At 70.6% G+C, this 14,466-nt stretch carries 10 protein-coding genes and 1 pseudogene; 10 read left to right on the forward strand and 1 reads right to left on the reverse strand.

What is annotated here, in order from left to right:
• Positions 1-66 precede the first annotated feature (66 nt).
• Complete coding sequence (locus tag B082_RS0109600; protein ID WP_018551586.1) at positions 67-1,077, reverse strand: hypothetical protein; 1,011 nt, start codon at positions 1,075-1,077, stop codon at positions 67-69.
• Positions 1,078-1,216: 139 nt separating this feature from the next.
• Between B082_RS0109600 and B082_RS0109605 the strand changes: the two genes are divergently transcribed.
• The 10 genes and pseudogenes from B082_RS0109605 (at position 1,217) to B082_RS35865 (ending at position 14,434) form a co-directional block, all read left to right on the forward strand.
• A complete protein-coding gene (locus tag B082_RS0109605; RefSeq protein WP_018551587.1) occupies positions 1,217-3,838 on the forward strand; it encodes a valine--tRNA ligase in 2,622 nt (873 codons plus the stop codon).
• A gap of 113 nt (positions 3,839-3,951) precedes the next feature.
• Positions 3,952-5,475, forward strand: coding sequence for a bifunctional tetrahydrofolate synthase/dihydrofolate synthase (gene folC / locus B082_RS0109610; protein WP_018551588.1), 1,524 nt, complete (start codon positions 3,952-3,954; stop codon positions 5,473-5,475).
• A gap of 3 nt (positions 5,476-5,478) precedes the next feature.
• The gene (locus B082_RS0109615; RefSeq protein ID WP_018551589.1) at positions 5,479-5,835 is read left to right on the forward strand and encodes a DUF4233 domain-containing protein; all 357 of its coding nucleotides are present in this window, start codon (positions 5,479-5,481) and stop codon (positions 5,833-5,835) included.
• Between the two features lie 102 nt (positions 5,836-5,937).
• Entirely contained in the window at positions 5,938-6,351 is a 414-nt protein-coding gene (gene ndk / locus B082_RS0109620; protein WP_018551590.1) for a nucleoside-diphosphate kinase, read from the forward strand.
• A 293-nt stretch (positions 6,352-6,644) separates the two neighbouring features.
• Positions 6,645-7,664, forward strand: coding sequence for a rod shape-determining protein (locus B082_RS0109625; protein WP_018551591.1), 1,020 nt, complete (start codon positions 6,645-6,647; stop codon positions 7,662-7,664).
• 98 nt (positions 7,665-7,762) lie between these two features.
• Positions 7,763-8,797: a rod shape-determining protein MreC gene (gene mreC / locus B082_RS0109630; RefSeq protein WP_018551592.1), complete on the forward strand. Its 1,035-nt coding sequence runs from the start codon at positions 7,763-7,765 to the stop codon at positions 8,795-8,797.
• Positions 8,798-8,808: 11 nt separating this feature from the next.
• On the forward strand, positions 8,809-9,474 hold the full coding sequence (gene mreD, locus B082_RS0109635; protein ID WP_018103193.1) for a rod shape-determining protein MreD: 666 nt from the start codon (positions 8,809-8,811) through the stop codon (positions 9,472-9,474).
• Positions 9,475-9,523: 49 nt separating this feature from the next.
• A complete protein-coding gene (mrdA, locus tag B082_RS0109640; protein WP_018551593.1) occupies positions 9,524-11,689 on the forward strand; it encodes a penicillin-binding protein 2 in 2,166 nt (721 codons plus the stop codon).
• Positions 11,689-12,879, forward strand: a complete 1,191-nt coding sequence (rodA, locus tag B082_RS0109645; protein ID WP_018551594.1) for a rod shape-determining protein RodA — start codon at positions 11,689-11,691, stop codon at positions 12,877-12,879. Before mrdA ends, rodA begins: the two co-directional genes overlap by 1 nt.
• 31 nt (positions 12,880-12,910) lie before the next feature.
• Positions 12,911-14,434 (forward strand): annotated as a pseudogene (locus tag B082_RS35865) (CHAD domain-containing protein).
• The last annotated feature ends 32 nt before the right edge of the window (positions 14,435-14,466 follow it).

Genomic DNA, 14,466 nt, shown 5'->3' on the forward strand with positions numbered 1-14,466 from the left:
TCGATACGAGCGCGAAGGGGCGCCCGGCCGGGAGAACCGGCGGGGCGCCCCTTCGGGGTACCGCGGTCAGATCTTGGTGCGGGAGGTGTTGTAGAGCTGCGCGGCGAGGTCGGCGACCTCGTCGGTCGACATGCTCTTGTTGGTCATGGCCGCGCCGATGTCCACGGCGATGACGATGCCGACCGTGCTGTAGTCGGACCAGATGCAGACGGGGGTGTTCAGCTCCTTGGGCCCGTTCTGCACGGTGCCGTCCGCCTTGTCGTTGACGGTCTTGAACACCTGGCACTTCATCAGCGCGCCGTCGAAGTCCTTGGGGTTGACGGTCTCGGGCGAGCCGACGAACGAGACCTTGCTGTCGTCGTCGCCCTCGCTCTTGCCCATCTCCTCCTTGGCACTGGCGAACGCGGCGTCGACCGTCTTCGCCGGGTCGTCGACCTGGCCCCACAGGCCCTTGAGCATGAGCATCTTCGTGGTGAGCGGGTTCTTCTCCATGTCCCCGCTGGCGTAGCTGGCGTTGGCCTCGGCGGGCGACTTGACGCCCATGTCCTCGGCCTCGGTCTTGTCCTTGCCCGTCAGGGGACCGGACTTGTTGTCCGAGGCGTCGTCGCCCTTCTTGTAGTCGCCCACAGCGTCCGGCGGCGTCAGCTTGTACCCCTTGGTGGAGTCCGCGACCGAGGTGCTGCCGCCGTCGGACGTCAGGTAGTACACCCCGCCCGCGACGACCGCCAGGGCGACGACCGCGGCGGCGACGATCAGGCCGGTCTTCTTCTTCGGGGGCTCCGGCGCCGGGAAGCCCGGCTGCTGGCCGTAGACCGGCTGGCCGCCGTACGGCGGAGTCGGGGGCTGCTGGCCGTACGGTCCGGGCTGCTGGGCCTGCGGGTAGCCGTAACCGGGCTGGGGCTGCTGCTGCGGCGGGACGCCCTGGGGGGCCTGCTGCGGGTAGCCGTAGCCGGGCTGCCCCTGGGGCTGCCCCTGCGGGGGCTGGCCGTACGGGGGCGTGGGGGGCTGCTGGCCGTACGGTCCGGGCTGGCCCTGCGGCGGCTGGCCACCGTACGGGCCCGGCTGGTTGTAGCTCATCTGCGGTGTCCCCTGTTCGTGATGCTTACGCGTTCCGAACATCCTGACGGAAGCCCTGCGGGCACGGGCCACCGGGAGGCACACCGTTACGGAACAAACCGGTTTCAGTGCATGACTGTGACGGCTCTAAACTGTCCGCGTGACCGAGAATCCAGCGCAGCAGCCAGCCAGCAACCCCGAACTGCCGACCCAGTACACGCCGGCCGAGGTAGAGGGGAAGCTGTACGAGCGCTGGGTGGAGCGCGGGTACTTCGAGGCGGACGAGCACAGCGACAAGCCGCCGTACTCCATCGTCATCCCGCCGCCCAACGTCACCGGTTCCCTGCACCTGGGCCATGCCTTCGAGCACACGCTGATCGACGCCCTCGTCCGCCGCAAGCGCATGCAGGGCTTCGAGGCGCTGTACCAGCCGGGCATGGACCACGCCGGCATCGCCACCCAGAACGTCGTCGAGCGCGAGCTCGGCAAGGAGGGCAAGTCCCGGCACGACCTGGGCCGGGAGGCCTTCGTCGAGCGCGTCTGGCAGTGGAAGAACGAGTCGGGCGGCCAGATCTCCGGCCAGATGCGCCGCCTCGGTGAGGGCGTCGCCTGGTCCCGCGAGCGCTTCACGATGGACGAGGGCCTGTCCAAGGCCGTCCAGACCATCTTCAAGCGGATGTACGACGACGAGCTGATCTACCGCCGCGAGCGCATCGTCAACTGGTGCCCGCGCTGCCTCACCGCGATCTCGGACATCGAGGTCGAGTACCAGGAGGACGACGGCGAACTCGTCTCCATGACGTACGGCGAGGGCGAGGAGACCATCGTCGTCGCCACCACCCGCGCCGAGACGATGCTCGGTGACACCGCCGTCGCCGTCCACCCCGACGACGAGCGGTACAGGCACCTCGTCGGCAAGCAGATCAAGCTGCCGCTGACCGACCGCACGATCCCGGTCGTCGCCGACCACCACGTCGACCCCTCGTTCGGCACCGGTGCCGTCAAGGTCACGCCCGCCCACGACCCGAACGACTTCGAGATCGGGCAGCGCCACGACCTGCCGTTCCTCACCGTCCTCGACGAGCGCGCGGTCATCACCGTCCCCGGCCCCTTCGAGGGACTGGACCGGCTGGAGGCCCGCTCCGCCATCGTCGCCGCGCTGCGCGCCGAGGGCCGGATCGTCGCCGAGAAGCGGCCGTACGTCCACTCCGTCGGCCACTGCTCGCGCTGCAAGACCACCGTCGAGCCGCGCCTCTCCATGCAGTGGTGGGTCAAGGTCGCCCCGCTCGCGCGGGCGGCCGGTGACGCCGTCCGCGACGGCAAGGTCAAGATCCACCCGCAGGAGATGGAGAAGCGGTACTTCGACTGGGTCGACAACCTCCACGACTGGTGCATCTCGCGCCAGCTGTGGTGGGGCCACCGCATCCCCGTCTGGCACGGCCCCGACGGCGAGATGGTCTGCGTCGGACCGGACGACGAGCCGCCCACCGGAGAGGGCTGGACGCAGGACAGCGATGTCCTGGACACCTGGTTCTCCTCCGGCCTGTGGCCCTTCTCCACGCTCGGCTGGCCCGAACGGACCGACAGCCTCGCGAAGTTCTACCCGAACTCCGTCCTGGTCACCGGCTACGACATCCTCTTCTTCTGGGTCGCCCGGATGATGATGTTCGGCCTGTACATCAACGACGGCGTCCCGCCGTTCGAGACGATCGTCCTGCACGGCATGGTCCGCGACGAGCACGGCAAGAAGATGTCGAAGTCCTTCGGCAACGTCGTCAACCCGCTGGACTGGATGGACAAGTACGGCTCCGACGCGCTGCGCTTCACCCTCGCGCGCGGCGCCAACCCGGGCACCGACGTCCCGATCGGCGAGGACTGGGTCCAGGGCTCCGCCAAGTTCTCCAACAAGATCTGGAACGCCACCCGCTTCGCCCTGATGAACGGCGCGACGATCGAGGGCGAGCTGCCGTCGGCCGACGAGATGTCGGTCACCGACCGCTGGATCCTGTCCCGGCTCAACAAGACGGTCGCCGAGGTCGACTCCTACTACGACGACTACCAGTTCTCCAAGCTCAGCGAGTCGCTGCGGCACTTCGCCTGGGACGAGGTCTTCGACTGGTACGTCGAGCTGTCCAAGACCACGTTCTTCGGCGGCGGCCGCCCGGCCGAGGTCTCCGGCCGGGTCCTGGGCGAGGTCCTCGACGTGATGCTGCGCCTCCTGCACCCCGTCGTCCCCTTCGTCACCGAGACCCTGTGGACCGCGCTCACCGGCCGCGAGTCCGTCGTCATCGCCGACTGGCCGAAGGACTCGGGCTTCCGCGACGAGGCGGCCGAGCAGGAGATCGAGCTGGTCCAGCAGGTCGTCACCGAGGTCCGCCGCTTCCGCTCCGACCAGGGCCTCCAGCCCGGCCAGAAGGTTCCGGCCGAACTGACCCTGACCGGCACCCCGCTCGCCCCGCACGAGACGGCGATGCGGCAGCTGCTCCGGCTCCAGCCGGCCGGTGACGGCTTCCACGCCACCGCGTCGCTGCCCGTCGCCGGGGCGACCGTCGCGCTGGACCTGTCCGGCACGATCGACGTCGCGGCCGAGCGCAAGCGCCTCACGAAGGACCTGGCCGCGGCCGAGAAGGAGAAGGCGCAGGCCAACGGCAAGCTGAACAACGAGGCGTTCCTCGCCAAGGCCCCGGACAACGTGGTCGACAAGATCCGCGGCCGGCTCACCAAGGCCGATGCCGACATCGAGCGGATCACCGGCCAGCTGGCGAACCTCCCGCAGGCCTGAGACACACCGCCGCGAGGCCCCCGTCCTCCTCGTCCGAGGGGTGCGGGGGCCTCGCCGTGTCCGGCCCCCGGGCGGCTGCGCGCGTTGTCGGTGCCCATCCGTAGACTGGCCCCGTGAGTGAGCCCCGCCCTTCCGACCGGCCCGACGCGTCCGATCCCGACGAGACCTTCGCGGAGATCGTCGACGAAGCGACCCAGCGCGACCCCGACCTGGCGGTGATCGAGGCGGGGAGCCGCACGCTGCGCGCCGCCTCGGGGCCGCCCCGCGGTGACGAGATCCCCGCCCGCCCCGCCGACCCGGAGGTGGACAAGGCGCTGCGCGCGGTGGAGCAGGAGCTCGCCGGGCGCTGGGGCGAGACCAAGCTGGAGCCGTCCGTGACGCGCATCGCCGCGCTGATGGACGTGCTCGGCGAGCCGCAGCGCGCGTACCCCTCGATCCACATCACCGGCACCAACGGCAAGACGAGCACCGCCCGCATGATCGAGGCCCTGCTCGGCGCCTTCGACCTGCGCACCGGGCGCTACACCTCGCCGCACGTCCAGTCGATCACCGAGCGGATCAGCCTGGACGGCGCGCCGATGGACCCGGAGCGGTTCATCTCCACGTACGAGGACGTCAAGCCGTACGTCGAGATGGTCGACGCCCAGCAGCCCTACCGGCTGTCGTTCTTCGAGGTGCTCACCGGCATGGCGTACGCGGCCTTCGCCGACGCGCCGGTGGACGTCGCCGTGGTCGAGGTCGGCATGGGCGGCACCTGGGACGCGACCAACGTGATCGACGCGACGGTCGCCGTCGTCACCCCCATCTCGCTGGACCACACCGACCGCCTGGGCTCCACGCCCGGCGAGATCGCGACGGAGAAGGCCGGGATCATCAAGCAGGGTGCCACGGTCATCCTCGCCCAGCAGCCCGTGGACGCGGCCCAGGTGATGCTGAAGAAGGCCGTCGAGGTCGACGCCACCGTGGCCCGCGAGGGCATGGAGTTCGGCGTGGTCTCCCGGGAGATCGCGGTCGGCGGCCAGCTGCTGACGCTGCGCGGCCTCGGCGGTGAGTACACGGACGTCTTCCTCCCGCTGTACGGCGCCCACCAGGCGCACAACGCGGTGGTGGCGCTCTGCGCGGTCGAGGCGTTCTTCGGCATCGGCGCGGAGCAGGCCGGTTCGCTGGACGCGGACATCGTGCGCAGGGCGTTCGCCTCGGTGATCTCGCCCGGCCGCCTCGAAGTCGTCCGGTCCAGCCCCACGGTCGTCCTGGACGCCGCGCACAACCCGGCCGGCGCCCGCGCCACCGCCGAGGGCCTCTCCGAGGCGTTCGGCTTCTCCCGGCTGATCGGGGTGGTCGGCGCCAGCGGCGACAAGGACGTGCGGGGGCTGCTCGAAGCCTTCGAGCCGATCTTCGCCGAGGTCGTCGTCACCCAGAATTCCACCGCGCGGGCGATGGACGCCGACGCGCTCGCGGCCGTCGCCGTCGAGGTCTTCGGCCACGACCGGGTGCAGGTCGAACCCCGGCTCGACAACGCGCTGGAGGCGGCGATCACCCTCGCCGAGGAAGAGGACGAGTACGCGGGCGCCGGGGTGCTGGTGACCGGTTCCGTGATCACGGTCGGCGAAGCCCGGCTGCTTCTGGGAAGGCGCTGACCCATGCGAACGCTCTGTGCTTCGACGCTGATCGGCGAGTTCTTCGTGATCGGGTTCGCCGGGCTCGTCGCGATGAAGTCCGACGACCTGACGAACGCCACGGTCTGGACGGTCTGCGGCATCGGGATGCTGCTCTCCGTGCTGCTGTGCGGGATGATCACCCGGCCGGGGGGCGTCCAGCTCGGCTGGGCGCTCCAGATCGCCCTGGTCGCGAGCGGCTTCGTGGTGCCGACGATGTTCATCCTCGGTGTGGCCTTCGGCGCGCTGTGGTGGGCCTCGGTGCACTACGGCCGCCGGATCGACGCGGTGAAGGCCCGGTGGGCGGCCCAGGCGGAGGCCGAGGCGCCCGCCGCGAGCTGACCGTGCCCCGGGGCGGGAGCCACGGCAAACCCGGCCGATGGCCCGCCGCCCCGCCCCTGTAATCTCGCCTCACCGCACCCGTATGCCTGCAAGGAGCCGCACATGACCCAGCGCACCCTCGTCCTTCTCAAGCCCGACGCCGTCCGTCGCGGCCTGGTCGGCGAGATCGTCGGGCGCATCGAGCGCAAGGCCGGCTGGAAGATCACGGCGCTGGAGCTGCGTACGCTGGACCGCGGCACGCTGGAGCAGCACTACGCGGAGCACGTGGGCCGCCCGTTCTACGAGCCGCTGATGGAGTTCATGCAGTCCGGTCCGGTCGTCGCCCTGGTGGCCGAGGGCGAGCGGATCATCGAGGGCGTCCGCGCCCTGGCCGGCCCCACCGACCCGATCGCCGCCGCGCCCGGCTCGATCCGCGGTGACTTCGGCACGATCACCCGGGAGAACCTCATCCACGCCTCGGACTCCGAGGAGTCCGCGGAGCGGGAAATGAAGCTGTTCTTTCCCGGACTTTCCTGAGCCGCACTCAGCCGAACAGCGCTCATGACCTGGGGCGACCGAAGTAATTCGGTCGCCCTTCGGCATAGGGTCCCCGATCGCGGGAACGCATCCCTGCGACGTAACGTCACCATGAGTGGAACGGCCACCCGTTCTGCCCAGCAAGGCGGCGGACCCTCGCGCTGTGTCGGTGCATCCGGCACTACGATGGAACCTTCCACGCCCGCAGCGCTCATCTCGCCTACCAAAACAAGCCATCAACGCTTTCGCTTGGGAAGGCCCGACGCATCCTCATGGGGAACAAGGGGAACTCAATGTCGTTCATCGGCCGTGACATGGCTATCGACCTCGGGACTGCCAACACGCTGGTGTACGTCAGGGGGCGCGGCATCGTTCTGAACGAGCCGTCCGTCGTGGCCATCAACACCAACACCGGCGGAATTCTGGCGGTCGGCGCCGAGGCCAAGAAGATGATCGGCCGTACGCCGGGCAACATCGTTGCCGTACGGCCCCTGAAGGACGGCGTGATCGCCGACTTCGAGATCACGGAGCGGATGCTCCGCTACTTCATCCTGAAGATCCACAAGCGCCGCTACCTGGCCCGCCCCCGGGTCGTGGTCTGCGTGCCCTCCGGCATCACCGGGGTCGAGCGACGTGCCGTGATCGAGGCGTCGACGCAGGCCGGCGCCCGCCAGGTGCACATCATCGAGGAGCCCATGGCGGCGGCCATCGGCTCGGGCCTCCCGGTCCACGAGGCCACCGGCAACATGGTCGTGGACATCGGCGGCGGCACCACCGAGGTCGCGGTGATCTCGCTCGGCGGCATCGTCACCGCCCAGTCCATCCGGGTCGCCGGTGACGAGCTGGACAACGCGATCATCCAGCACATCAAGAAGGAGTACTCGCTCCTCCTCGGTGAGCGCTCCGCCGAACAGATCAAGATCACCATCGGTTCGGCGTTCGATCTGGAGAAGGACGAGCACACCGAGATCCGCGGCCGCGACCTCGTCTCGGGCCTGCCCAAGACCGTGGTCATCTCCGCGACCGAGGTCCGCAAGGCGATCGAGGAGCCGGTCAACGCGATCGTCGACGCGGTCAAGACGACCCTCGACAAGTGCCCGCCGGAGCTGTCCGGCGACGTCATGGACCGCGGCATCGTCCTCACCGGCGGCGGCGCGCTGCTGCGCGGCCTCGACGAGCGGCTCCGCCACGAGACGGGCATGCCGATCCACATCGCCGAGGACCCGCTGGACTCGGTCGCGCTCGGCTCCGGCAAGTGCGTCGAGGAGTTCGAGGCGCTCCAGCAGGTGCTGGACGCCCAGCCCCGACGGTAGTGACCCCACGACCCTCCGCGCGGACGCTGCCGTTCCGCGCGGGGGATCGTTGATATACAGGCACGAACATTCCTACGAGGAAGGCACGGCCGCCGCACGTGAGGGACACACGAGAGAGCCGGCTGCTCCTGGTGCTGCTGATCGCCATCGCATTCGCACTGATCACGGTGGACATCCGCGGCGGTGAGGAGTCACCGGTGGACGGTGCCCGGCAGGCCGCCGCCACGGTCTTCGGCCCCGTGGAGAACGGTGTGGCGTCGGCGGTCGACCCGGTGGGCAACGCCATAGGAGCGGTGCGCGCCTCCGGCGCCCGGCACGACAAGATCGCCGCGCTGGAGAAGCAGAACGCCGAGCTGAAGGCCGAACTCGGCAGCGACGCCCGCAACCGCAGCCGGGTCCGCGAACTGGACAAGATGCTGAAGAAGTCGGCCACCGGCCAGTACGGCATCAAGGCCGCCGAGGTCATCGCCATAGGAGCGGCCCAGGGCTTCTCCTGGACGGTCACCATCGACGCGGGCTCCAAGGACGGCCTCAAGCGCGACATGACCGTACTCAACGGGGACGGGCTCGTCGGCCGCGTCACCACCGTCGGCCCGGACACCGCGACGGTACTCCTCGCCAACGACCCCGACTTCACCGTCGGCACCCGGATGGAGTCCACCGACGAGCTCGGGTTCGCCACCGGGCAGGGCTCGCGCCCGCTGTCCGTGCAGTTCCTGAACGGCAAGGCCAAGGTCAAGAAGGGCGACCGGCTCGTCACCTTCGGCTCCAGCAAGGACAAGCCGTTCGTGCCCGGCGTCCCGGTCGGCGAGGTCGTCCGGGTCGACCCGTCCGGCGGCGACCTCACCCGTACCGTCTACGTCCGCCCGTACGTCGGCTTCACCAAGCTCGACATCGTCGGCGTCGTCGTCCAGGCACCGCGCGAGGACCCCCGCGACATGGTCCTGCCGAAGAAGCCGAAGGCGTCCGCGAAGCCGAAGCCCACCCCGACCGTCACCGTCACCATCTCGCCCAACGGGGACATCGTCGACACCGAGGGCAACGTCGTGGGCAACATCCACGAGAGCCCCAGCCCGGACCCCAGCGGAAACGCCACGCCGAACGCCGACAACGCGGTCAACGAACAGAGGTAGAGCTGATCCCCATGCACGTCAACCGGACCCTGCTCTCCATCGTTCTGGTCGTCTTCGCCCTCGTCGTCCAGGTGTCCGTACTGGCCCGGCTCCAGCTGCCCGGTGCCGTGCCCGACCTGCTGCTCATGGTCGTCCTCGGCCTGGCCTTCGTGTACGGGCACGTCAGCGGCGCCCTCATCGGCTTCGGCGCGGGTCTCCTCGCCGACCTGGCGCCCCCCGCCGACCACGCCGCCGGGCGCTACGCCCTGGTGCTCTGCGTCATCGGCTACCTCGCGGGCCTCGCCCGGCCGGAGAACGGGCAGCTCAAGTCGGCCTTCCTGCCGATGGCCGTGGTCGTCGCGGCCGCGATCGGCTCGACCCTGCTGTACGCGGGCGTCGGCGCGCTGGTCGGCGACACGGCGGCCCGCCATGTGGGCCTGGGCAGTCTGCTGTTCACCGCCGCCGTCTACGACCTGCTCCTCGCGCCGTTCACGGTGCCGCTGATCATGGCGCTGGCCAGACGTACGGTGAACGACCCCGTCACCGAGTCCTCCTCCGGCCGCGGTGACGTGGCGGCCGGCTGGCTCGCGGCGGGCACCGGGCTGCGGATCGGCAGCCAGCGCGGCGGACTGCGCGTGAAGGCGGCCCGCAACCGGGCGGCACGCGCCGGACGGATCAAGGGAGTCAAGCGACTGTGAGGCTGCGTTCCCCGGGGCACGACCCCCGGACCACGACGGGAGGCGCCCCGTGAGCAACATTCCCGAGACGGGCCGGACGCAGCGGGTCCAGATCCGTCTCATCGTCATCCAGGTCCTCGTCTTCTCCCTGCTGCTCACCCTCGGCGGCCGCCTCTGGTACCTCCAGATCCGCAACGGCCAGGAGTACTCCGACGAGGCGAAGAACAACCACGTCCAGCAGGTCGTCCAGCCCGCCGCCCGAGGCTCCATCCTCGACGCGCGCGGCGTGCCGCTGGCCGACAACGAGACCCGCCTCGTCGTCTCCGCCAGCCGCACCGACCTGCTGAAGATGGCCGACGACGGCAAGGCCGTGCTGACCCGGCTCGCCGGCGTACTGGACATGAAGCCGAAGGACGTCTTCGACAAGGTCCGGCTCTGCGACGCCAAGACCCCGCAGCCCTGCTGGAACGGTTCGCCCTACCAGCCGATCCCGGTCACCGACGAGGCCACCACCCAGCAGGCCCTGACCATCCGCGAACGCGCCGAGGACTTCCCCGGCATCACCGCCGAACCCACCGCCGTGCGCCGCTACGCCGCACCCGGCAAGGCCAACACCGCCCAGGTCCTCGGCTACCTCTCGCCCGTCACCGACGAGGAGATCACCAAGGCCCAGGACAGCGAATCGCCCTACCTGCGCTCCGACATGGTCGGCCGCTCCGGCCTGGAGCGCACGTACGACAAGGAGCTGCGCGGCAAGGCGGGCGTCACCCGCTACGAGGTCGACAACCTCGGCCGGGTCATCGGCCAGGCCAAGAACGACGAGGCGGAGGCCGGCGCCAGCGTCGTCACCTCCATCGACGCCCGCGTCCAGGCCGTCGCCGAGTACGAGCTCAACGAGGCCATGAAGGCGGCCCGCAAGGAGTTCGACACCAACACCGGCGAGAACTACAAGGCGGACTCCGGCGCCGTCGTCGTCATGGAGGCCAAGACCGGCCGGGTCGTCTCCATGGCCTCCCTGCCCAACTACGACCCCAACTCCTGGGTCGGCGGCATCTCCGCCAAGGACTACGCGAAGCTCACCGGCAAGAACAGCAACTTCCCGCTGCTGAACCGGGCCATCCAGGGCCAGGCCGCCCCCGGCTCCATCTTCAAGGTCATCTCCTCGACCGCCGCGGTCAACGCCGGATACCCCTTCGACGGCAACTACCCCTGCCCCAGCTCGTACTCCATCGGCGGCCAGACCTTCAAGAACTTCGAGTCCCAGGGCTACGGCAACATCACCATCGGCCGCGCCCTGGAGGTCTCCTGCGACACCGTGTACTACGGCATCGCGCACAAGGAGTGGCAGAAGGACGGCGGCAACAACCCCAAGAAGAACCCCAACGACTGGTTCTACAAGACCGCCCACCAGTTCGGCCTCGGCAAGGAGACCGGCATCGACCTCCCCAACGAGGTCAGCGGCCGCGTCCCGGACCGCCAGTGGAAGAAGGACTTCGCGGCGGCCAACCACGACTCCTGGTGCAAGCAGGGCAAGAAGGACGGCACGTACGTCGAGAAGATCGCCTACGAGAACTGTCTCGAAGGCGACAAGATGCGCGCCGGTGACTCCGTGAACTACTCGATCGGCCAGGGCGACACCCTCGTCACCCCGATCCAGATGGCCACCATCTACGCGGCCATCTCCAACGGCGGCACGCTCTACGACCCCACCGTCGGCAAGGCGATCGTCAGCGGCGACGGCAAGACCGTCCAGAAGATCGAGCCCAAGTCGCACGGCAAGCTGCCCTTCACCCAGAAGACGCGCAACGAGATAGACGAAGCCCTCGCGGGTGTCGCGACCCGCGGCTCCGCCGCCTGGCGATTCGGCGGCTGGCCGCAGGACAAGATCCCGATGCACGCCAAGACGGGTACCGCCGAGGTCTACGGCAAGCAGACGACCTCCTGGTTCGCCACGTACACCAAGGACTACTCGATCGTCATGACGATCTCCCAGGGCGGTACGGGCTCCGGAGCGTCCGGGCCCGCCGTCCGCAACATCTACAACGCGCTCTACGGCCTCGACGCCACCGGCAAGCAGGACCTCAAGAAGGCCCTCCTGCCGACGCCCCAGAAGGGCCTGCCGAAGATCGGGACGGACGGCACCATCGACGCCCCGACGATCAAGCCGTACAACCCCGCCTCGCAGAACCCGGCCACCGAGCAGACGCTCGCCGCGGTCCTCGGGAGGCGCGACTGATGGCCGGCTTCTCCGTCCAGCGCTACGCCCCCGAGCGCTCCACCTGGGGCCGGCTCGTCGCACGCGACTCGCTCGTGCGCCGGCTCGACTGGCCGCTGCTGGGCTCGGCGATCGCGCTCTCCTTCATCGGCTCGCTGCTCGTCTGGTCGGCGACCCGGGGACGCGACTCGCTGACCCACGGCGACCCGTACTACTTCCTGTTCCGGCACGCCCTCAACACCGGCATCGGCATCGCGCTGATGATCGGCACGATCTGGCTCGGCCACCGCACGCTGCGCGGCGCGGTGCCGGTCCTGTACGGCCTGTCCGTGCTCCTCGTGATGGCGGTCCTCACCCCGCTGGGCGCCACCGTCAACGGCGCCCACGCCTGGATCCTGCTGCCGGGCGGGTTCTCCCTCCAGCCCTCCGAGTTCACCAAGATCACCATCATCCTGGGCATGGCGATGCTGCTCGCCGCCCGCGTCGACGCGGGCGACCAGCTGCACCCCGACCACCGGACCGTCGCCAAGGCCCTCGCCCTGGCGGCGCTGCCCATGGTCGTCGTCATGGGGATGCCGGACCTCGGCTCCGTGATGGTCATGGTCGTCATCGTGCTCGGGGCGCTCCTGGCGTCCGGCGCCTCCAACCGCTGGGTCTTCGGACTCCTCGGCACGGGGGTGGCCGGGGCGGTCGCCGTCTGGCAGCTCGGGCTGCTCGACGACTACCAGATCGCCCGGTTCGCCGCCTTCGCCAACCCGGCGCTCGACCCGGCCGGCGTCGGCTACAACACCAACCAGGCGCGCATCGCGATCGGCTCCGGCGGCCTGCACGGCACCGGCCTCTTCCAGGGCACCCAGACCACCGGGCAGTTCGTCCCCGAGCAGCAGACCGACTTCGTCTTCACGGTCGCCGGTGAGGAGCTGGGCTTCCTCGGCGCCGGGCTCATCCTGGTCCTGCTCGGCGTCGTCCTGTGGCGTGCCTGCCGCATCGCCCGCGAGACCACCGAGCTGTACGGCACGATCGTCGCCGCAGGGATCATCGCCTGGTTCGCCTTCCAGTCCTTCGAGAACATCGGCATGACGCTCGGCATCATGCCGGTGGCGGGTCTCCCGCTGCCGTTCGTCTCCTACGGCGGCTCCTCGATGTTCGCGGTCTGGGTGGCCATCGGGCTGCTCCAGTCGATCCGGGTGCAACGGCCGATAACGGCCTGAGCGGTCACCCGGCGGCGCGTAGATTCGGTACATGGCGGACTCCAAGCGCGAGATCGAGCGGAAGTACGAAGCCACCGACGCCACCCGGCTGCCCGACCTGGGCCGGGTGGCCGGGGTCGGGGAGGTCCGCCACGAGGGCCTCATGGAACTCGACGCCGTGTACTACGACACCGAGGACCTCCGCCTCGCCGCCGGCCACCTCACCCTGCGCCGCCGCACCGGCGGCCCGGACGCCGGCTGGCACCTCAAGCTCCCGGTCGCCGCGAGCGTCCGCGAGGAGATCCGCGCTCCGCTCTCCGACACCCTGCCGCCCCGCCTCGCCGCGCTGATCCGCTCCCGCGTCCTGGACGCCTCCGTCGTCCCCGTGGTCCGGCTGCGCTCCGCCCGCGACGTCCACGTGCTCACCGGACCGGACGGCACGCCGCTCGCCGAACTCGGCGTCGACGAGGTCCACGCCGAGCGGCTGCACGGCGGCGACCGCACCGCCACCTGGACCGAGATCGAGGTCGAACTCGCCGACGACGGAGACCCCGCCTTCCTCGACACCGTCGGGCGCGCGCTTGAGGAGGCCGCCATCCGGCCCTCCGCCGCCCCCTCCGAACTCGCCCGCGCGCTGGCCGAGACGGCGCCCGACGCCACGCTGCCCCGGGAGGACGAGCCGGCGGAGCCCCGCACCGCGGGCGACCACGTCCTCGCCTACGTACGCCGTTAGGCCGAGGCGATCGTCGCGCTCGACCCGGCCGTGCGGCGGGGGCTGCCCGACTCCGTGCACAAGATGCGCGTCGCCACCCGGCGGCTGCGCAGCGCCCTGCGCACCTACCGCCGCGTCCTGGACCGCGAGGCCACCCGCCCCCTCGGTACCGAGCTGAAGTGGCTCGCGGCCGAGCTGGGCGTCGACCGGGACCAGGAGGTGCTGGACGCCCGGCTGCGCGCCCGGCTGGACGAGCTGCCCCGCACCCTGGTCCTCGGGCCGGTCCGGGCCCGGCTGAGGCTGTGGTCGGTGGCGGGGCGCGGCGGCTCGCGCCGGCGCACGGCCGCCGTCCTTGACTCCGCGCGCTACCTGGCACTGCTGCGCGCCCTGGAACAGCTCCTCGCACAGCCGCCCCTGCTGCCGGCGGCCGCCGCCGCGCCCGGCGAGGAGCTGGCCCGCGCCGTCCACAAGGACCACAAGCGCCTCGCCGCCCGCGTCGCGCACGCCCGCGCACTGCCCCCGGGACCGGACCGCGACGCCGCCCTGCACCGCGCCCGCAAGGCGGCCAAACGCGCCCGCTACGCGGCGGAGGCGGCCCGGCCCGCGCTCGGGAAGCCCGCCAAGAAGTCCGTCAAGCGGCTGAAGGCCGTACAGAGCCTCCTCGGCGACCACCAGGACGGCGTGGTCGCCCGCGAGACCCTGCGCGCCCTGGCGGTCCGGGCCCAGGCCGCGGGGGAGCCGTCGTTCACCTGGGGACTGCTGTACGGGCGGGAGGAGGCGGCGGCCCGGGAGGGCGAGCGCGCGCTGCCGAGGGTCTGGCGCCGAGCGGCCCGGACGGACGTCCGGCGGGCGTCCGGAGGCTGAGCAGCGCGGTACGCTGGATGGTCACCCCTGCC

Source organism: Streptomyces sp. ATexAB-D23 (assembly GCF_000373645.1).
Lineage (GTDB): Bacteria > Actinomycetota > Actinomycetes > Streptomycetales > Streptomycetaceae > Streptomyces > Streptomyces castrisilvae.